The sequence below is a fragment of the Roseiarcus fermentans genome (assembly GCF_003315135.1).
GTDB classification, from domain to species: Bacteria; Pseudomonadota; Alphaproteobacteria; order Rhizobiales; family Beijerinckiaceae; genus Roseiarcus; species Roseiarcus fermentans.
Map to the genome: position 1 here is coordinate 1 of NZ_QNRK01000010.1, position 25,206 is coordinate 25,206.

22 protein-coding genes and 1 pseudogene are annotated in these 25,206 nt (G+C 67.7%); 12 read left to right on the top strand and 11 right to left on the bottom strand.

From position 1 onward, the window contains the following. From DFR50_RS10315 to DFR50_RS10330, 4 genes and pseudogenes are all read right to left on the bottom strand, one after another. Positions 1–224, bottom strand: a pseudogene (locus DFR50_RS10315) (phenol hydroxylase); the annotation flags it as partial. A 270-nt stretch (positions 225–494) separates the two neighbouring features. Beyond that, complete coding sequence (gene dmpG / locus DFR50_RS10320) at positions 495–1,556, bottom strand: 4-hydroxy-2-oxovalerate aldolase (RefSeq protein ID WP_113889130.1); 1,062 nt, start codon at positions 1,554–1,556, stop codon at positions 495–497. Continuing rightward, positions 1,556–2,470 carry an acetaldehyde dehydrogenase (acetylating) gene (locus DFR50_RS10325; RefSeq protein ID WP_113889131.1) on the bottom strand — a complete coding sequence of 305 codons (915 nt, stop codon included), beginning with the start codon at positions 2,468–2,470 and terminating at the stop codon, positions 1,556–1,558. The genes dmpG and DFR50_RS10325 overlap by 1 nt, the downstream gene beginning before the upstream one ends. Before the next feature lie 146 nt (positions 2,471–2,616). After that, positions 2,617–3,537, bottom strand: coding sequence for a LysR family transcriptional regulator (locus tag DFR50_RS10330; protein WP_210208853.1), 921 nt, complete (start codon positions 3,535–3,537; stop codon positions 2,617–2,619). 231 nt (positions 3,538–3,768) lie between these two features. On the opposite strand from DFR50_RS10330, the gene DFR50_RS10335 reads away from it, so the two are divergent. The 7 genes from DFR50_RS10335 to DFR50_RS10365 are packed head-to-tail and all read left to right on the top strand — an operon-like array spanning position 3,769 to position 9,390. Next, a complete protein-coding gene (locus tag DFR50_RS10335; RefSeq protein ID WP_210208854.1) occupies positions 3,769–4,116 on the top strand; it encodes a 2Fe-2S iron-sulfur cluster binding domain-containing protein in 348 nt (115 codons plus the stop codon). Next, positions 4,116–5,045: a catechol 2,3-dioxygenase gene (locus DFR50_RS10340; RefSeq protein WP_113889132.1), complete on the top strand. Its 930-nt coding sequence runs from the start codon at positions 4,116–4,118 to the stop codon at positions 5,043–5,045. Before DFR50_RS10335 ends, DFR50_RS10340 begins: the two co-directional genes overlap by 1 nt. A gap of 42 nt (positions 5,046–5,087) precedes the next feature. Then, positions 5,088–6,566, top strand: coding sequence for a 2-hydroxymuconic semialdehyde dehydrogenase (locus DFR50_RS10345; protein ID WP_113889133.1), 1,479 nt, complete (start codon positions 5,088–5,090; stop codon positions 6,564–6,566). Beyond that, positions 6,547–7,347, top strand: a complete 801-nt coding sequence (dmpE, locus tag DFR50_RS10350; RefSeq protein ID WP_113889134.1) for a 2-oxopent-4-enoate hydratase — start codon at positions 6,547–6,549, stop codon at positions 7,345–7,347. Before DFR50_RS10345 ends, dmpE begins: the two co-directional genes overlap by 20 nt. A 17-nt stretch (positions 7,348–7,364) precedes the next feature. After that, positions 7,365–8,153, top strand: coding sequence for a 2-oxo-3-hexenedioate decarboxylase (gene dmpH, locus DFR50_RS10355; RefSeq protein WP_113889135.1), 789 nt, complete (start codon positions 7,365–7,367; stop codon positions 8,151–8,153). Between the two features lie 15 nt (positions 8,154–8,168). After that, on the top strand, positions 8,169–8,927 hold the full coding sequence (locus DFR50_RS10360) for an SDR family NAD(P)-dependent oxidoreductase (RefSeq protein ID WP_113889136.1): 759 nt from the start codon (positions 8,169–8,171) through the stop codon (positions 8,925–8,927). Positions 8,928–8,955: 28 nt separating this feature from the next. Then, on the top strand, positions 8,956–9,390 hold the full coding sequence (locus DFR50_RS10365; protein ID WP_113889137.1) for a tautomerase family protein: 435 nt from the start codon (positions 8,956–8,958) through the stop codon (positions 9,388–9,390). 1,084 nt (positions 9,391–10,474) lie between these two features. Here the strand turns inward: DFR50_RS10365 and DFR50_RS10370 are convergent. Continuing rightward, the gene (locus tag DFR50_RS10370; RefSeq protein ID WP_113889138.1) at positions 10,475–12,244 is read right to left on the bottom strand and encodes a hydantoinase B/oxoprolinase family protein; all 1,770 of its coding nucleotides are present in this window, start codon (positions 12,242–12,244) and stop codon (positions 10,475–10,477) included. A 20-nt stretch (positions 12,245–12,264) separates the two neighbouring features. Beyond that, on the bottom strand, positions 12,265–14,334 hold the full coding sequence (locus tag DFR50_RS10375) for a hydantoinase/oxoprolinase family protein (protein ID WP_113889139.1): 2,070 nt from the start codon (positions 14,332–14,334) through the stop codon (positions 12,265–12,267). A gap of 149 nt (positions 14,335–14,483) precedes the next feature. Between DFR50_RS10375 and DFR50_RS10380 the strand changes: the two genes are divergently transcribed. The 5 genes from DFR50_RS10380 to DFR50_RS10400 are packed head-to-tail and all read left to right on the top strand — an operon-like array spanning position 14,484 to position 18,013. Further along, the gene (locus tag DFR50_RS10380; protein WP_170153150.1) at positions 14,484–15,212 is read left to right on the top strand and encodes a GntR family transcriptional regulator; all 729 of its coding nucleotides are present in this window, start codon (positions 14,484–14,486) and stop codon (positions 15,210–15,212) included. Further along, entirely contained in the window at positions 15,209–15,976 is a 768-nt protein-coding gene (locus DFR50_RS10385; protein ID WP_113889141.1) for an SDR family NAD(P)-dependent oxidoreductase, read from the top strand. The genes DFR50_RS10380 and DFR50_RS10385 overlap by 4 nt, the downstream gene beginning before the upstream one ends. A 38-nt stretch (positions 15,977–16,014) precedes the next feature. Further along, complete coding sequence (locus tag DFR50_RS10390; RefSeq protein WP_113889142.1) at positions 16,015–16,776, top strand: SDR family oxidoreductase; 762 nt, start codon at positions 16,015–16,017, stop codon at positions 16,774–16,776. After that, entirely contained in the window at positions 16,773–17,666 is an 894-nt protein-coding gene (locus tag DFR50_RS10395; protein WP_245427594.1) for a beta-keto acid cleavage family enzyme, read from the top strand. The genes DFR50_RS10390 and DFR50_RS10395 overlap by 4 nt, the downstream gene beginning before the upstream one ends. Positions 17,667–17,677: 11 nt before the next feature. Beyond that, complete coding sequence (locus DFR50_RS10400; RefSeq protein ID WP_113889144.1) at positions 17,678–18,013, top strand: DHCW motif cupin fold protein; 336 nt, start codon at positions 17,678–17,680, stop codon at positions 18,011–18,013. A 67-nt stretch (positions 18,014–18,080) separates the two neighbouring features. Here DFR50_RS10400 and DFR50_RS10405 read toward each other — a convergent pair whose 3' ends face one another. Genes DFR50_RS10405 through DFR50_RS10425 form a run of 5 tightly spaced genes read right to left on the bottom strand, consistent with a single transcriptional unit; the run spans position 18,081 to position 25,173 of the window. Further along, on the bottom strand, positions 18,081–19,004 hold the full coding sequence (locus tag DFR50_RS10405) for an N-carbamoyl-D-amino-acid hydrolase (protein WP_113889145.1): 924 nt from the start codon (positions 19,002–19,004) through the stop codon (positions 18,081–18,083). A 39-nt stretch (positions 19,005–19,043) separates the two neighbouring features. After that, a complete protein-coding gene (locus DFR50_RS10410) occupies positions 19,044–20,276 on the bottom strand; it encodes a Zn-dependent hydrolase (RefSeq protein WP_113889146.1) in 1,233 nt (410 codons plus the stop codon). 16 nt (positions 20,277–20,292) lie between these two features. Then, entirely contained in the window at positions 20,293–21,276 is a 984-nt protein-coding gene (locus DFR50_RS10415) for a quinone oxidoreductase family protein (protein WP_113889147.1), read from the bottom strand. A gap of 19 nt (positions 21,277–21,295) precedes the next feature. Beyond that, positions 21,296–23,098, bottom strand: coding sequence for a hydantoinase B/oxoprolinase family protein (locus tag DFR50_RS10420; RefSeq protein ID WP_113889148.1), 1,803 nt, complete (start codon positions 23,096–23,098; stop codon positions 21,296–21,298). Further along, a complete protein-coding gene (locus DFR50_RS10425; RefSeq protein ID WP_113889149.1) occupies positions 23,095–25,173 on the bottom strand; it encodes a hydantoinase/oxoprolinase family protein in 2,079 nt (692 codons plus the stop codon). Before DFR50_RS10425 ends, DFR50_RS10420 begins: the two co-directional genes overlap by 4 nt. Positions 25,174–25,206: the final 33 nt, after the last annotated feature.

The window sequence follows — 25,206 nt, forward strand, 5'->3', positions numbered from 1 at the left end:
AGCGGCTTGTACCAGTCCGCCATCACGACCGCGGTCTTGGCCTGGTCGAAATGCCAGAATTCCGCTTCCCACAGCGGCTTGTAATGGAAGTTCGCGGTCGCCTGGACGTCGAGCGTCGCCTCCTGGTAGCGCGACGCCGGCTTGTCCGCGCCGAGCCGGCGCGCGACGTGGCCGAAGGTCTGCCGCTTCGGCTCGAGATCAATGGTCTTGATTTGAACGGTCACGTGATTTCCTCCGGGCGCAGATGGGCGAGCGACCGCCGTTCGGCGGCGGTCTGCGCGCCATCTCGATTGGATGTCTGAAGCCGTGCGGGAGGCGTCCCCCATGCGTCGCCGCGTCTCCGGCGCGAGCCGTTTCCCTTTCCCTCCGCCGCGCCGCCCCGGCGATTTTTTCCATTGCGTGTTGTTGTAAGTGGACTTTAACGGCGGCGCGGAACCTAGAAAAATACTATCTTTGACGAATTTCCATACCCGCCGGGTATGCCTGGACCCTATCTAGGTCGCCGCGCGCTCTTCGACCTTCAGCCCGCGCTCCTTCGCCATCGTCATCGCGGTGTCCTCGATCATGTCCTCCTGACCGGCGATCATCTTCTTGCGCCCGAGTTCGACGAGGATGTCGCGGGCCGGAACGCCGAAACGCTGCGACGCCCGCTTGGCGTGCAGCAGGAAGGTCGAATAGACGCCCGCAAAGCCGAGGGTCAGCGACGAACGGTCGACGCGCACGATGTGATCCATCATCGGCGCGACCAGGTCTTCGGCGGCGTCCATCAGCTTGAACAGGTCGACGCCGGTGACGATCCCCATCCGCTCGCAGACGGCGGCGAAGACTTCGAGCGGCGCGTTGCCTGCACCGGCGCCGAGTCCGGCGAGCGACGCGTCGATGCGGGTCGCGCCGTATTCGATGGCGGTGAGCGAGTTGGCGATCCCCATTCCGAGGTTATGATGGCCGTGGAAGCCGATCTCGGTTTCCGGCTTCAGACCGTCGCGCAGGGCGCCGATCCGCGCCTTGACGTCCTCCGGAAGCAGATAGCCCGCCGAATCCGTCACGTAGATGATGTTCGCGCCGTAGGACTCCATCAGCTTGCCCTGCTCGACGATGCCCTCGGGGGTGTTGAGGTGCGCCATCATCAGGAAGCCAGACGTGTCCATGCCGAGCTTTCGGGCGTAACCGATGTGCTGGCGGGCGGTGTCGGCCTCGGTGCAGTGGGTCGCGCAATGGACGGCGCGCGCGCCGCAGTCATAGGCGGACTGCAGCTCCTGCATCGTCCCGAGGCCCGGGATCAGCAGCACCGAGACGCGCGCCCGCTTCATCTTCGGGGCGACGGCGGAGATGTACTCCTCGTTCGAGTGCGGGGCGCGGCCGTGCTGGACCGAATTGCCGCCGAGGCCGGCGCCGTGGGTCACCTGCAGCAGCGGCACGCCCGCTTCGTCCAGGGCGGTCGCGATCGCGACCATCTGGTCGATGGATATCTGCTCGCGCTTGGCGTGCATGCCGTCGCGCAAGGTCATGTCGTGCAGGACGATCTTGCGGCCGTTGAGGGAATAGTGCTCGGACATCACGCAGCCTTCGTCGCTTTGAGTTGGATCGCGCCGGACAGGATCTCTTCAGCGAACATTTCGGCCGTCCGAGTCGCGGCTGCGGTCATGATGTCGAGATTGCCGGCGTAGCGGGGCAGGTAATCGCCGAGACCCGCCACCTCCAGGAACACCGCGACGCGCTTGCCGTCGAAGATCGGCCCGTTCACCAGCCGGTAGCCGGGCACGTATCTCTGCACCTCGCCGATCATGGCGCGAATGGAGTCGCCGATGCGTGTGGCGTCCGGTTCGTCGTCCGTCAGGCAATAGATCGTGTTGCGCATGATCATCGGCGGCTCGGCCGGATTGATGATCGCGAGCGCCTTGCCCGTCCGGGCGCCGCCGACGACGCAGATGGCGTTGGAGGTCGTGTAAGTGAACTCGTCGAGATTGGCGCGGGTGCCGGGGCCGACCGACTTCGAGGCGAGGCTCGCGACGATCTCGGCGTAGTCGACCGGCTGGACCCGCGACACCGCGCTAACGATCGGGATCGTCGCCTGACCGGCGCAGGAAATCATGTTGACGTTCATTTCGAGCCTGGCCGCGTGCTCGCGCAGATTGACCGGCGGCACGCACAAGGGGCCGATGGCGGCCGGTGTCAGGTCGATCATCATGACGCCGAGCTCGTTGAGCTTGCGGCTGTTCTCGGCGTGAACGTAGGCGCTGGTGGCGTCGAAGGCGATCTGAATCCCGTCCGCCTTCACGTGGGGAATGAGGCCGTCGACCCCTGCCGCCGTCGTCTTCAGCCCCATCTCGCGGGCTCGCGCGAGCCCCTCGGAGGTCGGGTCGATGCCGACCATCCACACCGGCTCAAGTGTCTCGCTTCGGCGGATCTTGTAGATGAGGTCGGTTCCGATGTTGCCGGAACCGATCAAAGCGCACTTGACCTTGTCCATGACGCTCCCTTCCCGCCCAAGCCCGCCGAGGCTCGCGCTCCGGCGGGGTGTTCTGGGCCGGCAGCATTAGGGGCGGGCGAGGAGGTCCGTCCAATACCGATTGGCGCCGTTCCCCATACCGGCGGGGTATGGAGCGCCGCGAGGGTTCACAGCACGTGGGGGTCGCCGACGACGTCGTTCTCCCGCCGGAACTCTTCGAGCACGCCGAGAAATTCCGCGAGGATGGGCGAATTGTCCTCCAGGCAGTAGAGGCAGGTGACGTCGAGCATCGTCGGCGGCGATTCGGTCATGGGGAGGTAGACGACGCCGTCAGCGCGAAAATACTTCACCGACTCCGGCACGATGCAGACCCCGAAGCCGCTCGCTACGAGCGCGACCCCGGTGGTGGCTTCGCCGACCTCCTGGGCGATGTGCGGGACGAACCCGTGCCGCTGACACAGGCTTGCGACGAAATCGTTGAAATTCGGCCGCGCCACCTTCGGGAACAGGACAAACGGCGAGTCGACCAGTTCGGCGATGGAGACTTCCGCCCGGCCCGCCAGGGGATCCGACTCCGGCACCACGATGTAGAGCCGCTCCCACATCACCACGCGCGACGCGATGTCCGGGTAACGGGGGACGAGCCGGTTGAATCCGACGTTGATCCGCCTCTGCCGCAACGCCTCGACCTGCGCGTCCTTGGTCATCGGGTGCAGGACGATCTTCACTTCGGGGAAGGCGGCACGGAACTTCCTCAGCACCCGCGGGATGATGTCGTACATCCCGGAGCCGAAGATCCCGACGTCGAGCCTGCCGATGCGGCCCTGCGCGGCTCGGCGAGTCCGCTCCGAGGCGAGGTCGACGAGCGACAGGATGTTTCGCGCTTCCTCGTAAAGAGTCCTGCCCGCGTCCGTCAGCTCGACCCCCTTGACCGAGCGCACGAACAGAACCGCTCCGAGATCCTCTTCGAGCTGCTGGATCTGGCGGGTGAGGGGCGGCTGCGAAATGTTCAGGGCGACCGCGGCGCGGCCGATGCTGAGCTCCTTCGCCACGGCGACGAAGTACTTCAGATGCCTGAGCTCGATCATCCGTCCTCCCCCGTCGTTCCGGCGCTGGCCGGAGGGAGACCCTCGGGACGGCCGCCGACGCCGCGGGGCGATACTCTATCGGTATGAATCCAGGCCGCCAAAAGTATTTTTGGGCGCTTCCTTCTCATGCCAAACCTCCCCGCGGAAAACACCCAGCGAGCGCGCGGGGACGGGATGGAAACGACTCACAGCGAAATGACCAGCGGGCAAGCGGACTGCGTTCCGTCCTTCGTGACCGTCTTCATCGCCAACAGCGGCGAGACCGGCCGGTGCCGGACCGACGAGAGCCTGCTCGAGGGCCTGAGGCGCCTGGGAAAGCGCGGCGTGCCGGTCGGCTGCCGCGGCGGCGGCTGCAGCGTCTGCAAGGTCGAGGTCGTGAGCGGGCGCTATGCCCGGTTCCGCCCGATGAGCCGCGAATACGTGAACGACAGGGATCTTGCCGAAGGCCGCGTGCTCGCCTGCTGCATCCGACCCGTTTCGGCCCTGGAGGTCAGGGCCATCGGCAGGATGGGCGATCGCCTGGCCGCAACGGACAAGACGACAACCGGCGCAACGCGCCTCATCGCGGAGGAAAGATAATGGCCATCACTGGTGTTTTGCGGCCCGGGCATGCCCAGCTGCGCGTGCTGAACCTCGAGGAGGACGTCAAGTTCTACCGTGACGTGCTCGGTCTCGTCGAAATGGGGCGCGACTCTTATGGACGCGTCTATTTCAAGGGGTGGGACGAGCGCGATCACCACAGCCTCGTCATTCGTCAGGCGGATCGCGCCGGCATCGACCTGTTCGCGTTCAAGGTCGACGGCGTCGCGACGCTCGACAAGCTTGAGGGCGATCTGAACGCTTACGGCGTCGAGACGAAGCGCATTCCGGCCGGCGAGATGCTGAACACCGGCGAGCGCGTCAGCTTCGTCATTCCCAACGGGCACACGATCGAACTCTATGCGGAAAAGAAGGACGTCGGCAACGGGCTCGGATACATGAACCCCGAACCGTGGAACGCGGCGGCGGAGAAGGGCATCGCGCCGACCCGGATGGACCACGCGCTGCTCGGCGGCGTCGATCTCGACGGCGCGCGCGACATCTTCGTCAATGTGCTCGGCTTCTATCTGGTCGAGGAGGTGGTCGCCGAGGACGGAAAGACCCAGATCGCCGTCTGGCTGAGTTGCTCGACCAAGACCCACGACATCGCCTTCGTCCGCGCGCCGGAGGACGGCAAACTTCACCATGTCTCCTACTGGCTCGAGACCTGGGAGAAGGTTCTCCGCGCCGCCGACATCATGTCGATGAACCGCGTCCCGGTCGACATCGGCCCGACGCGCCACGGCATCACCCGCGGCGCGACGATCTACGCCTTCGATCGCTCGGGCAACCGGTTCGAGACCTTCTCCGGCGGCTACATCGCCTATCCCGACATGCATCCGCTGACCTGGCCGATCGACCACCTGCCGGAGGGCCTCGATTTCGCGCAGCGCAAGCTGCACGAGACGTTCCTGACCGTGTTCAGCTGATCGCCCGCCGCGAGCCCGACCGAAAAGAGAAGTCCCTCTCCGATGCCTGACGCCAACGCCCCGCTCGCCTCGATCCGCAACTTCATCGACGGCCAGTTCGTCGACGGCTCCGGAGGGAAGGCGTTCGAGAAACGGTCGCCGCTCGACAACAGGGTGACCGCGTCGGTGGCGGAAGCCTCGCGGGCGGACGTCGACCGGGCCGTCGCCTCGGCCCGGTCGGCGCTCAAGGGACCGTGGCCCAGGCTGTCGGGCGCCGATCGCGCCGACATCCTCCTCAAGGTCGCCGACGAAATGACGCGCCGGCATGCCGACTTCGTCGAGGCTGAAATCGCCGACACCGGAATGCCGCGGGTGGTCGCCGATCCGATGTGCGGTCGCGGCGCGGCCAATTTCAGGGTGTTCGCCGACGTCGTGAAGACGGTTCCGACGGAGTTCTTCGAGACGTTCACCCCGGACGGGCGTGGCGCGATGAACTACGGGCTGCGCCGCCCGGTCGGCGTCGTCGCCGTCGTCTGCCCCTGGAACGCTCCGCTGCTGCTGATGACGTGGAAGGTGGCGCCCGCGCTCGCCTGCGGCGCCACGGTCGTCGTCAAGCCTTCGGAGGAGACGCCGCGGACCGCGGCGCTGCTCGGCGAGGTCATGAACGCCGCCGGCGTCCCGAAAGGGGTCTACAACGTCGTCCACGGCTTCGGCCCGAATTCGACCGGCGAGTTCCTGACCACCCACCAGGACGTCGACGCCATCACCTTCACCGGGGAAACCCGCACCGGAGAGGCGATCATGAAAGCCGCCGCGGTCGGCGCGCGGCCGGTCTCCCTCGAAATGGGCGGCAAGAACCCCGCCGTCGTGTTCGCCGACGCCGACCTCGACTCGGCGATCGAAGGGACGATGCGCTCGGCCTTCTCCAACACCGGGCAGGTCTGCCTCGGCACCGAGCGCGTCTATGTCGAGCGTCCGCTGTTCGGCGCCTTCGTCGCGGCGCTGAAGGCCGCGGCCGAGTCCTTGCGCATCGGGCCGCCCGACGATCCGGCGTCGCGCCTCGGGCCGCTGATCTCGCTCGAGCACAAGCGCAAGGTGCTGTCGTACTACGCCAAGGCGGCGGAAGCGGGCGCGACCCTCGTCACCGGCGGCGGCGTTCCGGACATGCCGGGCGCGCTCGCGGACGGCGCCTGGGTGCAGCCGACCATCTGGACCGGCCTGCCCGACGACGCGGCCGTCTGTACGGAAGAGATCTTCGGTCCCTGCTGCCACATTTTCCCCTTCGACTCCGAGGAGGAGGCCATCGAGCGGGCCAACGCGACGAACTACGGTCTGTCGGCCGCCGTCTGGACGCGCGACCTCGCACGCGCCCACAGGATGGCGGCGGAGATCGAAGCGGGCGTCGTCTGGGTCAACTCCTGGTTCCTGCGCGATCTGCGCACCGCCTTCGGCGGCGCCAAGCACTCGGGCATCGGCCGCGAAGGCGGCGTCCACTCCCTCGAATTCTACACCGAGCTGAAGAATGTCTGCGTCAAGCTCTGACCGCGCCGCGCTGATCGAGACGCTCGGCGACGAACTCCACCAGGCGCTGGTCGCGCGGGCGCCGATCGCGCCGCTCTCGGGCCGCTGCCTCGGGCTGACGATCGAGGACGCCTACCGCATCCAGGAGCGGATGCTGTCGCACCGGCTCGCCGCCGGCGAGCGGGTGATCGGCAAGAAGGTCGGGGCGACGTCGAAAGCGGTTCAGTCGCTGCTCGACGTCCACCAGCCGGACTTCGGACTGCTCCTCTCGGGCATGCTGTACAACACGGGCGAGACGGTTCCCATGTCCCGGCTGATCCAGCCGCGCGCCGAGGGCGAGATCGCGTTCCTGCTCGGGCGCGACCTCGTCGGACCACGGCTCACCGTGGCGGACGTGCTGGCCTCGACCGACTGGCTGCTGCCGTGTTTCGAGATCGTCGATTCGCGAATTGAAGCCTGGAAGATCGGCATCGTCGACACGGTCGCCGACAACGCCTCCTGCGGCGTCATCGCGCTCGGCCACGCCGCGCGCCGGCCGCGCGAGGTGGACCTCGAACTCTGCGGCCTGGTGATCGAAAAGAACGGCGATGTCGCCGCGACCGGCGCCGGCGCCGCGGCGCTCGGCCACCCCGCCAACGCGGTTTGCTGGCTCGCCAATACGCTCGGCGCGCTCGGCGTTCCGCTGAAGGCCGGCGAGATCGTCCTCTCGGGCTCGCTCGCCACGCTCGTGCCGGTCGCAGCCGGCGACTGCGTGAGCATGACCATCGGCGGCCTCGGCGGCTGCTCGATCCGTTTCTCTTGACAGCCGCGACCGACGCCATGCCTCTCGACGCCGCCACGATCGCCGAACTCGCCGACCATCTGGAGAGCGCGCAACGCGAAGCGCGCCCGGTTGCGCAGATTTCGATCGCCCATCCGGGCGTCGATATCGACGACGGCTACGCCATCCAATGGGCGATCCGTGCGCGCAAGGTCGCCCGCGGCGCCCGGATCGTCGGGATGAAGGCGGGGGTCACGTCGCGCGCCAAGATGCGGCAGGTCGGAATCGACACGCCGTCCTACGGCTTCCTCGCCGATTCCTTCGCCGCCCTCGACGGCGGCGAGATCGAGGCCGGTTCGCTGATCCACCCGCGCGTCGAGCCGGAATTCGCCTTCGTCCTGAAACGCGACGTCGAAGGGCCGGGCTGTCACGTCGGTGCGGTTCTCGCCGCCGCCGACTTCGTCATGCCCGGGCTGGAAATCATCGATTCGCGTTACCGCGACTTCAAGTTCGACCTCCCCAGCGTCGTCGCCGACAATTCGTCGTCGGCGCGCTTCGTTCTCGGCGGGCGCTGCCGTCCGGCCGACGCGCTCGATCTGGCGAGTTCGGGCCTCGTCATGGAGAAGAACGGCGAGGCCGTCGCCTACGGAGCGGGCGCAGCGGTGCTCGGCCATCCGGCCGCCGCCGTGGCGCTGATCGCCAATCTGCTCGCGCGCCGCGGCGAGAAGCTCCGCGCAGGCGACATCGTGCTCACCGGCGGAGTCACCGAGGCCACGCCGGTGAAGGCGGGCGACCATATCCGTCTCCGGGTGCAGGACCTCGGCTCCGTCACCATACGCTTCGCCTGACCGGGGATTAGGACGATGACCGAGACCCGCAGTGAAACGGCAATCGTCTCCGGCGGCGCCGGATCAATCGGCCGGACAATCGTCGCGCGTCTCGCGGCGCGCGGACTCGACGTTCTCGTCGTCGGCCGCAACGCGGCGGCGCTCGATGCGCTCGCCGCCGAGACGACCGGCGTGCGCGCCTGCCCGGCCGATCTCGCCGACGATGCGGCGATCGAGGCCGTCGCCGCGCGCCTCGACCGTCCGGTGCGCATGGTCGTGCACAGCGTCGGCGTTCCCGTCGCGGGCGGCGTCATGGAGGCGCCGACGCGGGCGCTGTCGGACGCCTTCAACCTCAAGGTCAACGGCTTTGTTCGCCTCGTTCGCGCCGCCGACGCGCGGCTCGCGCCGCACGCGCGCCTCGTCGCGATCGGCGGCCACTACGGACTCGAGCCGACCGCCTACGCGGCGACGGCCGGCGTGGGCAATGCGGCGCTCGTCAATTTGTCGCGGCAGTTGAGCCTCGCCTATGGGCCCCGTAGCGTGACCTCCCACGTCATCGCGCCCGGCCCCGCGGACACGGAGCGCCTCCGGGCGGTCGCGGAAGCGCGCGCCCGCCGCGATAAAACGACCGTCCAAGCCGTCCTCGACGCGATGCGGGCGGACTCGTCTCTCGCCGCCTTCACCACGCCCGCGCAGGTCGCCTGGATGGTCGAGACGTTGCTCGCCGAGGAGGCCGACGCGATGACCGGCTCGACCCTGATGCTCGATTCCGGCCGCCGCCGCGGCCTGCCGTGACTGAAATCGCCAACCGGGAGACGCATTTATGCCGATCGCTCATATCAATCTGCTCAAGGGTCATTCCCGGGCCGCGCTGCGGCGCGTCATCGTCGACGTATCCGAGGCGATGTCGACAATCCTCGAAGCGCCGAAGGACCGGCTGTTCGTCTGGATCACCGAGCATGACCACCATCTCTGGGGGCTCGCCGGCGCGCCCGCCGACGAAGCGCTGGCGCACGGGACGCTGGCGCAACTCGAGGTGCCGTTCGTCCAGATGGTCCTGATGGACGGTCGGCCCAAGGAGCAGTTCCAGGCGATGATCGCGGCCGTGACCGAAAGCGTCGCGGCGGCGACCGGCTGCGACGCGAGCAAGATTCGCGTCCACATCGCCCGCGGCGATCCGGAAGGCTGGGGCATCGGCGGCGTCCCGGCCAGCGTTCTGCGCGCCGCCGAGATCGCGGATCGCGCTCGACGACAGTGATCGCGCTTCTGCTTCCTCCACGTCGCACCGTCCCAAATCGCCCCGCGCGATCGCGTCGCTTGGCAATCGGGCTTGCGACGCTCGCCGAGCCGAGGTTCCGCTCCGGGCGGACCTTTCCCGCTTCGCCGTAGGTCCGCCTCCTCGCCCAATCCAGCGTTCCGGACCGCGCGTCGCAACGGCGGCAAGGCGCCGCCCCGGACCGTCGGAACGCTCTGGATGGATTCCCGCATCGGCCGGAAGCCGCGCACAAAGGCTATGCGCGCTCACTCTGCCGCTTGCGACGATCTTCGCGGACGCGATCCGCAACGTCGGGTCCGTCGCTCCGGCTTGCCAGAGCGTGGCGGCGATCGGATCCGCCGCCCGCGACACCCGCGCGGCATGGCCGGATCGGCATAGGCCAGGTCGACCGGACCAGCCCGATCCCTTCCCGACGACGGCGCGGCGCTGGTTACGCTTTGCGAGGAGCCGCTCGACAAGACCGACGCGGAAGGTCTCGCCCGCCTGCACGCCCTCGAAGCCGCGCTGCGTCCAATCCAGAGTTGAATGTCGCGGAAGAGTAGTGAACCTCGCGCTATCGCAGCGACGGGTTTCCCTCCCAGGCGGCAGCGTTGACGACCGAATTTCAGGCTTGGTGACGAATGTCTGCGCGCCGCTCAGGAAAAAACGGCTAACTCTTGTGTTATTGAAGTGATATGACGCGCTGATTCCGCGATCAGAGACCGACCCTCGTTGCCCATCTGGAGCGCGCTCGCCGCCCGTGGCCGACCGGTTTCGGCTTTGCGCTGGCAGGTGATGACTGAAGAGTGGCCGCGGCCGGGGCAAGGCCTAGCCGTTCTCTGTCAATCGATCGTTAGCGGATCGGCGGAGTTCAACGCGGGCGGGACGGGGGACGGGGCCAGCGCGTCTTGCGTCGGGATGGCGCAGGGCGGCCGCGTTGACCAGCCGCCGCCAGCTTCTCGTCGCAGGCGGGCAAAGCGGTGGAGGCGATGCCGCGCACGTCGTCGTCGGCGGTCACGAAGAAGGGACCAACGCCCTTGAGCGACACCGGCCCCTCGGAGCTGACGTCGGAGAAATGGCGCCCGCCTTACATCCCTTTGCGCCGCGCCGCCGTCCGCTCGGTGTCGAAGGCGCCGCTTTCATCGATGCAGACCTTGTAGACGTCTTCTGCTCGGGCGGGGCTGATCCAGCCCTCGGCGACGTCCCGCAAGACCGCATTCGGATCGCGCTCGAGCGGAGATCCATAGCCGCCGCCGCCGCACGAATGGGAGCGGATTCGTTCGCCGTCGAGAACGGCGACCAGGGCGCAGCCAGGCAACGCCTCGACCTGTCCGTTGCGCGACACCTTGGATTGGCGGCCCGCGGCGCCACTGAGCCCGCCGCGGACCCCCTTGGCGGCATTGATGGCCCCGTCGCTGCCATATCCGATCTCGACGTCGCATCCGACCGGCCCGAACTCGACGAAGATGCTGTGGGCGCCGCGGCTGCGGCCCGCGCCTTCGGTGTCGGGAACGAAGCGCCGTTCATAGACCATGATCGGCTGCCGCAATTCATCGAGTTCGACGCTGTCCTGGAAGCACAGGCCGGCGTTGCCGACGTGGCAGATCGTCTGCCAGGCGTCCGCTGCGGGCGCGCCTGCGCCGCCGGTGCATCCCAGGAAAACCTGGTTGACGAAGGGCGCGCCCGAACCGGGCAGCTTGCCGGAGATCACGCCGACGGCGGGAGGGATGACGGCGCCGCACTCGGCGAGCCCGAGCCCGTCTCCGAGGTCGGCCATCGCCGCCTGGACGGAGTTGGCGACCCTGTCGGCGAGGTTGGTGGTGGCGACCGAGCACGAGGTCGGATGGCGGGGAATGCCGACAATGCAGCCTTCCCTGAGGTGGATGCGCAAGCGCCGGAAGGCGCCCGCATTCTTCGGCACGGTCGGGTCGAGGCTGTTGAAAACGCCGATCATGGCGGAGGTGCGAGCGCACGCCTCGGAGAGATTGAGGCCGCAGGGGAGGCAGTCCGGATTGTCGCGCAGGTCGACCTCGATGACCGCAGCTTCGGGATCGACATGAACCCGAGCTGTCACCTCGATGCCGTCGGGCGGCGTTCCGGGAAAGGGATCGTGACGGCTGGAATGGCTCGTCCTGCCCGCCGGCATCTTCCGAATTGCCGATATCATCCGCTGCTCGGAGTAGTCGAAGAACTCGCGCGTGTGCGCCTCGAGCGAGTCCCAACCAATCTCCTCGCCCAGCGCCAGGAGCTCGCGCTCGCCGATCCGGGCGGCCCCGGACATGGCGAGGTAGTCGCCCCACCATTGATCGGGAACCCGGATCCGCATCCGGCACATGCGGATGATGTCGTCATTGTCGCGATAGTTCGACTGGACGCGGACCGCGGGGAAGATTAGGGCGCCTTCCTCGTAGACGTCGCGCGCGGCGCCCATGTAGGTGGTCGGCTGGGAATTGCCGCAGTCGGCCTGATGAGCCTTTGCGACAACCGTAAACCTATGCACGCCCTGACCATCGATCACAGGCACGAGCAGCGTGTGGTCGGCCGGATGGGAGCAGCCATGATAGGGTGAGTTGTGCAGAAAGGCGTCGCCGCGCTTCAGGTCGGGATGGAACGTCTTCATCGCCCTGGCCATGAGATCCGGCCCGGACAGAACATGGATCGGCAGGCTCTCGGCGGTGGCCGCCAGCTCGCAGTTCGCCGTGACGATGGCGCAGGAAAAATCCCTGGCGATGTTGAGCACGCCCGACCGTCCGGTGCGCAGCAGCGTATTCGCCATCTTACGGGCGACGCCTTGCAGTCGGTTGTTGAGCAACGCGAGCCTGACACCGTCCGCGGGCTTCTTCCCGATCTCCTGCATGGATCCCTCCTGTTGGTCGGTCAAGCGCCAGGGCTGATGGACAGGCTGCCCGATGGGCGGCGGACGGCCGACGAACCCGGATGAAGCACGACGGACGTCACCGCGGACTCGATGATCGCGGGTCCCTCCACAGTCTCGCCGGGCTTCATCGCCTCGAAGCGGCGCACCTGCGTGACGAGATGGCCGTAGCCGGGAAAATAGGCCTGGCGCTCGCGCTCGTGCGGGCCGTCGACTGCAGTCGCCGCGAGCGTTCCGGTGGTCTGGTCGTGAAGTCGACAGATGGCGGCCGCCGACCAACCGACGATCTCGACTGACGAGGCCGCGTCGCTGATGGCGAAGATCTCTTCATGAGCCTGATGGAAGGCGCGTTCGAGCGCAGCGACGTCCTCGGGACCGGCGAAATGGTCGAGGGAGAGCGGCACGTTGATCTCCCAGACCTGCTCCGGGTAGCGCGCCTCGATCGATATCTGGATGGCGCTCGACACCACGCTCGCGGCCTGTTCCGCGATGAAGACGCGGCATTGCGCCTTGAGTTTGTCGAGCAAATCGTTGGCCGCGGCGAAATCGAAGTTGCGCGTCTCGCAGAAACGCGTGGCGTGGAAGGACTGGGTCAGGTCGGACATCAAGGCGCCGGCCGCGCTGAGCGCCGCGCCGACTTCGGGAATGAGGAGCCTCGGCGAATCGAGCCGGCGCGCGATCAATACCGAGTTGATTCCCGCCGCGCCGCCTCCGCCGACAAGCACGGCGCGGCTCGGGTCGATGCCCTGATTGACCGTGATGTCGACGATCGCCTGCACCATGTTTTCGGTCACCACCTCGATGATGGCGAGGGCGGCTTCTTCGACAGAGCGCCCGAGCGGTTCCGCAACATGGGCCTCGATCGCGGCTCTCGCCTTATCCGTGTCCAGCGTGATGGCGCCGCCGAGGAAGAAGGCGGGATCGATGTACCCGAGCACGACGGCGGCGTCCGTGACGGTGGGCAGTGTCCCGCCCTTGCCGTAGCAGACCGGGCCGGGAACGGCGCCGGCGCTCTTGGGCCCGACGTGCAGCATGCCGCCGTCGTCGACCCAGGCGATCGAGCCGCCGCCCGCGCCGACGCTCTTGACGTCGACCGAAGCGAAGCCGGTCATATGGCCCCGGAACGGCTGGCCGATCCAGGTCTCGCGCGTCCATGGGATGCGCCCGCGGCTGACGAGGCTGATGTCGTAAGTCGTGCCGCCCGTGTCGGCGATGATCGCGGTATCCGATCCCTCGTCGATTTCGGCGAAGTAGCGGCCGGAGATCGGCGCCATCGAAGGGCCGGAATTGAGCAGGTGGATCGGCTTGAGCGCAACTTCCGCGGCGTCCATAACCCCGCCCTGGGACGTGACGACGAGCGCCCGCCCGGTGAGGCCGTTGTCGCGCAGATCGCGCGTCAGGCGCTCCATGTAGGCAGCCATCATGGGCTTGAGCGAAGCGTCGATGCAGGACGAGGAGGCGCGGCGGTACTCCCGCAGCGTCGGATTGAGCCTGTGCGAGAGCGTGTAGGGGACGTTCGGCAGGCGCCGGTCGAGCAGTTCGCCAACCCGCAGCTCGTGCTCGGGATTGACGATCGACCATAGCAAGCAGACCGCGACCGCCTCGACCTTCTTGTGTTTCATCGCCTCGATTGCGGCGACCATCGCAGCGTCGTCGAAGGGTGTCTGCACCGAGCCGTCGGCGCGGATTCGCCCGGGCGCCTCGAAGGTCAGTGAACGAGGGACGTAGGGCTCCGGATAAGGGACCGTGAAATCGAACGGGTCGGTCCGGCCGCCCTCCCGGAGCGTCAAGACGTCCGGATGCCCGACCGTGGTGACGAAGGCGGTCTTGGCGACGTTTCCGGTGATGATCGCATTGATCGCGTGGGTCGTGCCGTAGATGAAGCTTTCACTTCTGCCGAGCAGGTCCTTGACCGTCACGCCGAAGCCGTCCGCGGCGACCTTGAGCGCGTCAAGCACGCCGCGGATCGGATCCGCAGGGGTTGTCGCAGCCTTGAACATGTGGAGCTCGCCGCCATCGTCCTCGACGATCAGGTCGGTGAAGGTGCCTCCGGTATCGACTCCAAAGCGCATGAACCGAACCCTCCGCGCGACGCCGATTTGTGATCACAAAGCTCGTTAAACGGCTCCAAAGGGCGAGAATGGAACCCATTTGGCCCTTGCTCTGTGATCACAGATCGCATAACTTACCCCGCATGAATGCGCAAGGACCAACTGGCGGGTTGAGCCCTCGCCCGTCCGGCGAACCGGTCGCCCGGCTGGTTCACGAGACGCTGCAAGAGCAGGCCTATCAGGAGCTGAGAAAGGCCATTCGCGAGGGTCGGTTCGTGTCCGGCCAGGCGCTGACCGTGCGCGGCCTCGCCGCCATGCTGGGCGTCAGCCCGATGCCGGTGCGTGAGGCGGTCCGCCGGCTGGCGCAGGAGAAGACGCTGGAGCTGGCGCCGAACCGCACGATGCGCGTTCCCCAACTCTCGCCGCGCCGCTTCGACGAGTTGGCGGAGATCCGCGCCGAGATCGAAGGCTACGCCGCCGGACGCGCCGCCGAGCAAATGACCGCGGAAACGTTCGCCGAGATCACTCTCGCCAACGAGGCGATGAGTCGGGCGGTCGACAAGGGCGACGTCGCCGAGATCAACCTCATGAACGAGCGTTTCCACTTTTCGATCTATCGCGCGGCCGGCTCGGAGACGATGCTGTCCGTGATCGAGGGCCTGTGGCAGCAGAGCGGGCCCTATCTCGCCTCGCTGATCAAGCGTTTGGTGGGCGGCTCGGACATGCCGACGAGCTTCGCCCTGGCGCATCACTACGAACTGCTTGCCGCATTGGCCAAGCGCGACGCCGCGGCGGCGCGCGAGACGATGAAGGCCGACATCGTCGAATCCGCCCGCTGGTATCGAAGCAGCCTCGCCAGCGCGCGCCCCATGGCCGTCGAAAACAGGACAGCGCGATGAAACTCGAAGGAAAAGTGGCGCTCGTGACGGGCGGGTCCCAGGGAATCGGCGAGGCGATCGCGAAGCGGTTCGCCGCCGAGGGCGCGGCGGTCGTCGTCGTCGCATCGAGCGATTCCACGAAAGCGGCGGCGGTGGTCGGGACGCTTCCGGGAGGCGCCGAGCGGCACATGGCCGCCGCCTGCGACGTCAGGGACGCCGACGCGGTGAAGGCGCTGGTCGAGAGCGCGATCCGGCGCTTCGATCGAATCGATACCCTCGTCAATTCCGCCGGCGTCTTCTATCCGACGCCGGCCGGCGCGACGTCCGCGGCCGACGCCGACCGGATGATCGGCATCAACCTGGCGGGCGTCTGGAACCTGGTCAATGCGGCGACGCCGGGGATGAAAGCGCGCAGGAGCGGGCAGATCATCACCATCGCTTCGGTCGCCGGCGTGATGGGGATCGGCGGCTATGCGCTCTATTGCGGCGTCAAGGCGGCCATCATCATGATGACGCGGGCGCTTGCGATCGAGCTTGCGCCCAGCGGCGTTCGGGTGAACTGCATCGCGCCCGGCAACACGGCGACGCCGATGAACGAGGATATCCGGACCAAACCTGAGCTCAAGCCGTTCCTCGACGCGATGACCGCGCGAACGCCGAGCGGGCGCACATACTCCGAGCCCGAAGACATGGCCGCGATCGCGGCCTTCCTCGCGTCCGATGAGGCCCGCGCCATGCACGGCGCAGTCGTGCTCGCCGACGAGGGCTTCTCCGCCGGGATCTGAAGGCGCATTTTTTCAAGTCCCAGACATCGGGGGTATCCGTGGCGGAATCCGTCCTCGTCACCGGCGGCGCCGACAGCGTCGGCCGAGTCATCGCCGAGCGCTGCCTCGCGCGCGGCGACAAGGTGCACATCTGCGACGTCCGTCGGGAGGCTCTGGACGAGACGCTCGCCGCGAACCCGGGCATGACCGGAACGGTCGCGGACGTCGGCAGCCACGACGCGGTCCAGCGCGTGTTCGAGGACGCGGCCGCCGCGATCGGAGACGTCACCGTGCTCGTCAACAACGTCGGCGTCGCCGGGCCGCGCGCCGCGATCGAGGACATCGCGCTCGAGGACTGGGAGGATTGCCTGCGGATCAATCTCAGCGGCATGTTCTTCTGCATCCAGCGCGCCATCCCGATGATGAAGCGGCGGGGCGGCGGCGCGATCGTCAACTTCTCGACCGGGTCGACACGGACGCGCCTCCCCAACCGCCTGCCGTACGTCGTCTCGAAATTCGGCGTGGAGGGCCTGACGCTGAACGCGGCGCGCGAGCTCGGGCCCTTCGGCATCCGCTGCAATGCGATTCTGCCGGGCATGATCAACAATGCCCGCATGCGCGGCATCGTCGCCGCCAGGGCGCGCGAAAGCGGGCGGACCGTCGCCGAGGTCGAGGCCGACTACCTCAGGCACATCTCCATGCACGTGCAGATCGAGCCCTCGGAGTTGGCCGACATGGCGCTGTTCCTCTGCTCGGCGGCTGGTCGCAAGATCACCGGAGAATTGATCGCCGTCAGCGGCAATCTGGAGTGGGAGGAATGATGAATCGCAAGGTGGTTCTCACGTGCGCGGTGACGGGCAACGCTCCTTTCAATCCCAGGCACCCCGCCATGCCGGTGACGCCTGCGCAGATCGCTGCGGCGTGCGTGGAGGCGGCGGGGGCCGGCGCGAGCGTCGCGCATATCCACGTCCGCGATCCTGAAACCGGCGCCGGCAGCCGCGATCCGAGACTGTTCAAGGAAGTGGTCGACAGGGTTCGTTCGAGCGGCGTCGACATCGTGATCAACCTGACGTGCGGCCTCGGCGCGTTCCTCCTGCCCGACCCGGAAGACGAAAGCCGCGCGCTGCCCGAGAGCGACGTTCTGCCGGCCGCGCAACGCATGGCGCATCTCGAGGAATGCCTCCCGGAGATCGCCTCCCTCGACGTCACTACGGGCAACCAGGTCGAGGGCCCGCTCGAGTTCGTCTACCTCAACACGACGCGAACGCTCCGCGCCATGGCCAGACGCTTCCAGGAGCTGTCGATCAAGCCGGAGCTCGAGGTGTTCAGCGCCGGCGACATCCTGTTCGCCAATCAGCTCGTCAAGGAGGGACTGGTCGGCGGGCCGCCCTTCTACCAGATGGTGCTCGGCGTGCTCTGGGGCGCGCCGGCGTCGGCCCAGACGATCCTCTACCAGAGCTCGTTGCTCCCGCCGAACGCCGAGTGGGCGGCGTTCGGGATCGCGCGCGACGAGATGCCGATCGTCGCGCAGTCAGCGCTGCTCGGCGGCCATTGCCGGGTCGGACTCGAGGACAACCTCTACCTGTCGCGCGGCGTCTTCGCGAGCAACGGGCAGCTTGTGGAGCGCGCCCGCAGCCTGCTTTCGCACATGGGCATGGAGGTCGCGACGCCGGCCGAGGCGCGGCGGATCCTCGGCCTCCCGGCGCGCTGACGGTTTCCACCATGCGCCTCGCCGACATTCCCGAAGAGCGCGTCGACTGGTCGCGCGAGGCGCCGACGCGGACGGAGGGCGCGAGCGGCCATGCCCTCACGCGCCGCCGGCTTTGCGGAGCTTTGCAGCAGCGCGTCGTCGAATACGCGCCGGGCTACCTCGCCGACCACTGGTGCGCGAAGGGGCACGTCCTCTTCGTCCTCGGCGGCGCGCTCGTCATCGAACACGAGGACGGTTCGCCGGCGATCGCGCTCGATGAGGGCATGAGCTGGGCCGTCGGCGACGACGCCCGGCCGGCGCATCGGGTTCGGACCGAGGGCGGCGCGCGGGTTTTCATCGTCGATTGAGGCGCCGGTCACGTCCCGTTCGATCCGGGCCTTCCCGGCGTTTCGAGCATCGAACCGTGCGCTCCTCTTAAGCGGGGCGCCGCTCGGTGATCACGCCGTAGTGCTGGACCTGTCGGTGCTCGGCGAAATTGAACAACGCCTTGCGATTGTACTGGCACAGGTCGAGGTCGCAGCGGGCAAGGATCACTTCATCGCCGTCGGTCGACGCGAGCGCGATAATCTCTCCGGAAGGCGCGGCGATGCAGCTTCCGCCGAGCAGATAGGAGTTTTCCTCCTTGCCCGCCTTTGCGACCCCCACCACGAACATCGCATTCTGATAACCCGCCGCCTGCATCACCAGATGGTTGTGGAAGGCGCTCAGGTGGTCGTAGATCGGCTCCCACGGAATGTGGGTCGGCGTGTTGTAGCCGAGCATGACGACCTCGGCGCCCTTGAGCGCCATCACCCGATAGGTCTCCGGCCAGCGCCGGTCGTTGCAAATCGCCATGCCGAACTTTCCGGCTCCGAAATCCCAGACACCGAAGCCGTCGGTCGGCACGTCGAAATAACGCTTCTCGAGATGCTGGTAGGGCATGTGCGGCCGATGGTCGGCATGGCCGGGCAGGTGAACCTTGCGGTACTTGCCGACGATCTGGCCGTCGCGGCCCACGAGGATCGCGGTGTTGTAGTGGCGGGTCGCCCCGGCTTCCGTCGTCAACTCGGCGTAGCCGAGATAGAAGCCGACCTTGAGTTCGCGCGCGGCCTCGAACAGCGGCCGCGTCGCCGCGCTTGGCATTTCCGTCTCGAAGAACGAGTCGATTTCGGCCTGATCCTCCATCCACCAGCGCGGAAAGAACGTGGTGAGCGTCAGTTCGGGGAAGACCACCAGCTCGGCGCCGCGCGCGTGCGCGTCCCGCAGCAGCGCGATCAGTCGCGCCACCACCTGCTTGCGCGATTCGTTGCGCGCGATTCCGCCCATCTGGGCGCCCGCGATCATCACCGGCCTTGTCATTCCTGCGTTCCTCCGTAGATCGTGTCGATCCGCGCCCGCTCAGACGCCGCCGTTCCGCATGATAGCCTCGGCCGCGTCGGCCAGCGCCTGACAGCCGAGGATGACGTCGTCCTCGGACGTGTCCTCGGTCCAGTGGTGGCTGACGCCGTTGATGCTCGGGACGAAGAGCATGGCGGCCGGGATGCGCTTCGCCAGGATCTGCGCGTCGTGACCTGCGGCACTCGGCATGGCAATCGTCCTACCGGGGGCGCGGAATTCGGCTGCCTGCGTCAGCGCCGCCTGCAGCCGCTCCGACATCGGAACGGGCGCGACCGTCCACAGCGTCTTAAGCTCGACGGCGCAGGGGCCTGCGGCGTCGGCGCCCGCGACCAGCTCCTCGAGCGCCTCCTCGAACCTCCGCAACTGCGACTCCTCGGCGTCGCGGATCTGGAACAGCATCTCCGCCTGCCCGGGCACGATGCTCGACTGTCCGGGATCGAGTCGGATCGCGCCCGTCGTCCAGACGCTGCGCGGGCCCGAGATGCGGCGCAAGCGGTCGGAGAGCGCGTGCGAGAGCGCGACGAGGGCCGCTCCGGCGTCCCTGCGGCGCGCCATTCGGGTCGTGCCGGCGTGGTTCTGTTCGCCGGAGAAGCGGATTTGGTATTGCCGGATGCCGACGATGCCGGTGACGACGCCGAGTTTCAGGCCCGCTTCGTCGAGATAGTCGCCCTGCTCGATGTGGGCTTCGAGATAGCCGAGATAATCCGAGGGGACGATGGTCGCGCGCGGGCGGCCGGCCAGGCCCGCGCGTTCGAGCGCGGCGCTGAGCGGCGTTCCGTCGGTGTTGTTGCGCGCGCGGTCGATCTCCTCTTCGCTCACCTCGCCGATGAAGGACCGGCTGCCGAGAAAGAAACCATAGTGGCCCTCTTCATCCGCCCAGGCGGCGACTTCGAGGGGCAGACGGGCGCAGTCGGGATCATCGCGGAGCGCGCGCGCGATCTCGAGGCCGTAGACCACGCCGAGCGCGCCGTCGAGCCAGCCGGCGTGGTTCTGCGTCTCCGCGTGCGATCCGATGAGAAGCTTGCGGCCCGGAGCGCGGGTCCGGCCGAACACGTTGCCGATCCCGTCGATCGAGGCTTCCAGCCCCGCTTCCGCAAACTGCTCGGCGAGCCACAAGCGCGACTGCACGTCCTCGGGCGAAAAGGTCGGGCGGTGGACTCCCGTCTTGTAGGCGCCGAATTGCGCCAACCGGCGCAGGGTGGCGATGAGGCGCGCGCCGTCGATCGTCGGCATGGAACGAAACCTCGGTTCAGGTGGGGTTGACGGCGAGAATGAGCTTGCCCGCGACCTGCCGGGAGGCGAGCCGGCGGAGCATCGCCTCGGCGTCGTCGAAGGCGAACGTCTCTTCGATCGGAACCTTGATCCTTCCCGTCGCGGCCCCGCCGAACACCTCTTCCAGGCTCCGCCGCCAGGCCTCCGAGGCGAAGTCGGCGTGGCCGAGATGGAAGCGGGTGAAGGTCAGCGACTTGGTCACGAGCCGCTCCCAGAGGTTCGGCAACGGCTTTCCTTCCGCTTCGCCGTAGCTGACGATATGACCGAGCTTGCGCATGAGCGCGAAGGTGCGGTCGAGGGTGCTCGCCCCGGTGGAATCGAGCGCCTTGTCGAGTCCGCGGCCGCCGACGAAGGCCGTCACGGCGGCGACGAAATCCTCCTCGTCGCGATTGACGACCCTGGCGGCGCCGAATTCGAGGGCCCGCTTCTCCTTGCCCCTGGTGCCCACGGTGCCGATGACGGTCGCGCCCGCCAGCGCCGCGAGCTGCGTCGCCAACAGCCCGACGCCGCCGCCGATCGCGTGGATGAGCACGATGTCGCCCGGCGCCGTCTTGCTGACATTGTGGAGCAAGTGCCAGGCGGTCAGCCCCTGGATGGTGACCGCCGCCGCGACGTCGAGCCCCATGCCGTCGGGAACCGGGGCGAGGCGCTCTGCAGGAACGACGCACTGGTCGGCGAAGCCGCCGGCCTCCTCCGAGAAGGCTGCGACCCGGTCGCCGACGTTGACGCCGGCGACGCCGGGCCCGAGCGCGGCCACCCGACCCGAGATCTCGAGCCCGCCGATGATCGGGTAGCCTTTCGGATGCGGATACGTCCCCTTGGCGATCATCGTGTCGGCGAAGTTGCAGCCGCAGAACGCGACGTCGACGAGGACCTCGCCGGCGCCGGGGACCGGCTCGCGGGCGTCGATGATCCGCAGGTTGCGCTCCTGGCCGGGAGCCGTGATTTCGACGGCGCGCATGGGCTCGCTCTCTCCCGCGTCAGCGCAAAGCCGACGCGCGCAGCGCGCGCGTCGCCGGATCGTCGACCGACTTGCCGATGATCACCACGCCGTAGTCGGCGCGGGCCTGCTCCGTCGAGAGGTAGCCATCGAGCATGTCGTTGAGCACGGCTTCGGGATCCCGTTCGAAGGGGTCGCCGTAGCCGCCGCCGTTCGGGCCGAGCGCCAGCAGCCGGTCGGTCGCGTCGGCTCCGTGGTAAGGGACTTTCGACGGCATCTGCGCCTCGTCGCCGGCGGCGCGCAGGTGGAGCAAGGACGAAGTCGACCCCTGTTCCCCGCCCGAAAAGCCCCACGGCCGGTACTTGTGGCCCTCGCCCTCCACCGAGAACGCCCCGTTCGAGAGGAAGGTGAACTCGCGGACCGAACCGATCCCGCCGCGCCACTTGCCTTTCGCAGGCGGATGGTCGCGCAGCTCGTAGCGGTTCACGCGGATCGGCAGATGCGACTCGATGTCCTCAATCGGGTTGTTGCGCGTGTTGGCGTAGAGCGTGTCGACCGCGTCCATTCCGTCCATGCCGTAACGGCCGCCATAACTGCCTTCGAGAATTTCCATGTGTACCCAGTGCTTGCCTTCGTGCAGCCCGGTGAAGGCGATGCAGCGCAGGTTGCCGATCCCGGCGCTGACCTGCTCCGGCACGCAATTCGCCAGGGCCTTCATCACCGTGTCGGCGAGCGCGTTGCCGGGGCAGAAGCGGGCGATGACCGGCGCGGGAAAGGTCGGATTGGGGAGCGTGCCCTTGGGGGCGACGATGCGGATCGGGCGGGTGAGGCCGCCGTTCTGCGGCACGTCGCCGTAGACCGCGCTGTCGAGGAGGATCGAGCGCAGCGTCAGCCATACGGCGCAGTCGACCGTGCCCTCGAACGGCAGGTTGATCGGCCGATCGTCGACCTGCGGCGAGGTGCCGGTGAGATCGACCTCGATCTCGTCGCCGCGCACGCGCAGCGTCGCCTTGATCTTCAGATCGCGGCGCTTCGCATCGGGATCGTCGAGGTAGCCGTCGATGGTGGTCTCGGCGGAATAGTCTCCGTCCGGCAGCGCGCGGATGGCGTTGCGCATCAGGCGCTCGGAGTAGTCCATGAGGTCCTGGTAGGCGAGCATCACCGTGTCGAGGCCGTACTGCCGGACGAGCGCGAGAAAGCGCTCGGCGCCGATCTGGGCGGCCTTGATCTGCGCCTCCATGTCGCCGACCACGAGGTCGGACGCGCGCAGGTTGTCGCGCAGGAGATGCCATACGGCCGCGTTCGGCCGCCCTTCCTCGTAGACCTTGATCGCCTTGAACTGGAGCCCCTCGGCATAGGAGTCGACCGCGTCGACGATTCCGGCGCTGCCCGGCGAGGAGGCGCCGATGTCGAGATGATGCGCGGTCGTCACCGAGAAGCCGATCAGCTGTCCGTCGAGGAACACGGGCACGCAGAATGCGACGTCCGGTCCGTGCGACGCCCCGGCATAGGCGTCGTTGTGCATGATGATGTCGCCTTCGCGGATCGTCTCGCCCCGCGCAGCGAGGCGCCGCTTGACGCCCCGGATGTAGCCGGGGATCGGGCCCGACTGCAACGGCGTGCTCATCTTGCATTCGCAGAGCTGTCCACCCTCCGCGTCAGTGAGGGCGGCGCCGAAATCCTCCGATTCGCGGATGATGCTCGAATAGCTCATCCGCATGAGCTTGTGGCCCATTTCGATGGCGATGTTCTCGAGCGCGCCGTGAATGACCGCGGCGGTGACGGGATCGACGCGGGTCGCGACAGGCTGGCTTTCCGCGACGAGAGTGGGACGATCGTTCATTGAGCCGCTCCCAGAGTGATGATGATGTTGCCGGTTTGGTCGACCTCGGCGCTGGCCCCCGGGGGCACGAGCGTGGTGCTGTCGGTCTGAAGGATGATCGCGGGACCGGGAAACGCCTCTTCGACCGGCAGGTCTCGACGGTGATAGAAGGTGGTCTCGAAGCTCTGGAGCTTGCCGCCGACGCGGAAGACGCAGGGGCTCGTGCGGACCTTGGCCTTCGCGAGCGATCCCCCGGGGGGAGCGGCGGGCCTGGCGAGCTTCGGCACGAGGCCGACGCCGCTCACGCGGATGTTGACGATCTCGATCGGGTTCGCGGGGAAGGCGTGGCCGTACTCCCCGGCGTGCGCGGCATGAAAGGCTTCCCAAACCTGCGGGAGATTGGCTTCGGCGATCTCGCCCTCGGGCAGCGGTACGCGGAGTTCATAGCCCTGTCCGACATAGCGAAGGTCGCCTGACCGGGAGAACTTGACGTGGTCGAGCGCGATTCGATCGGCCTCGAAGCGGGCGACGAGTCCGGCCTCCATCTGTCCGAGACTGCGGTTGAGCTTCGCGAGATCGACGGCGCCGCTCACCTCGAAGGCGGTGCGCACCGCGTCGTATTTGAAATCGGTGGTCAGGAGTCCCATCGCGGAGGTGATGCCGGGATAGGGCGGAACGATGACCTCGGGAATCTCCAGCATCGCGGCGACGTCAGCGCCCTGAAGCGGCCCGCCCCCGCCGAAGGCCACGAGCGAAAAGCCTCGGGGATCGATTCCCTTCTGGATGGTTCGCGACCGGATGGCGTTCGCCATGTTGGCGTTGATGACGGTCAAAATGCCTTCCGCCGTCTCGTTGAGACCGAGTCCGAGCTTCGTCGCCAACCCGTCGACCGCCCGCCGCGCGGCGTCGACGTCGAGCTTCATCCCGCCGCCGAGGAAGTCGTGCGCGTCGAGGCGGCCGAGCACCAGGTTTGCGTCGGTGACGGTCGGCTCTGCGCCGCCGCGGCCGTAGGCGGCCGGGCCCGGCGCCGCGCCGGCGCTGCGCGGACCGACCCGGAAAGCGCCGCCGCGGTCGATATGGGCGATCGAGCCGCCGCCGGCGCCGATCGTGTGAATATCGATCATCGGGCTCAGCAGCGGAAAGCCCGCGATCGAGGTCGAGCGCGAATCGGTCTCGGCGAGCTTGCCGTCGACGATGATGCCGATGTCGGCGCTCGTCCCGCCGATGTCGAACGTTATGAGTTTGCGGCGCCTGGCGATTTCGCCGAGCCAGGCCCCGGCGAGCACGCCCGCGGCGAGGCCCGACAGGAGCGTGAGGGTCGGCTTCTCAGAGACCATGCCTGCGGTGGCGACGCCGCCGTTCGACGCCATGATCCTGAGATCGCCCGAGATCCCGGCCGCCTTCAAGGACGCCTCCAGGTGGGTGATGTAGGTGCGGACCTTCGGACCGATGAAGGCCGCGAGCGCGGCCGTCGTGAACCGCTCGAACTCCCGGAACTGCGGCGACACGAAAGAGGACGTGGTCACGAAGGCGTCAGGCAGGATCTCGGCCACGATCTCGCGCGCGCGATCCTCGTGGGCGGGATTGAGATAGGAGAACAGGAAGCAGATGGCCACCGACTGCACGCCGGCTTCCTTGAGCGCCTGCGCGCCGCGGCGAACCGCGTCCTCGTCCAGCGGTTCGATCTCTTCGCCGTGAGGCGGCCGAAGCCTGCCCCCGACCACCATGCGATTGCGGCGCTTGATCAGCGGACGGCTCTGCCAGGGCAGCTCCTGGCGGATCGAATAATGCTCGACGCGCTGGTGGCGGCCGATGTGCAGGATGTCGCGAAACCCTTCGTTCGTGATCATCCCCGCCTCCGCGCCCTTGTGCTCGAGCACCGCGTTCGTCGCGGTGGTCGTGGCGTGGAAGACGAAATCGATCTCGTCGGGCTTTCGGCCGACCTTGGCGAGAAGCCCGTGGATGCCCTCCATGACGCCCTTCGAGGGATCGTCCGGAGTGGTCGGCACCTTGTTGATCTCGAGACTGCCCGTGTCGAGGTCGCAGTAGATGAGATCGGTGAAGGTGCCGCCGACGTCGACCCCGATGGACTTCATGCAACTGGTCTCCTGGATGACATTTTTGCTGCG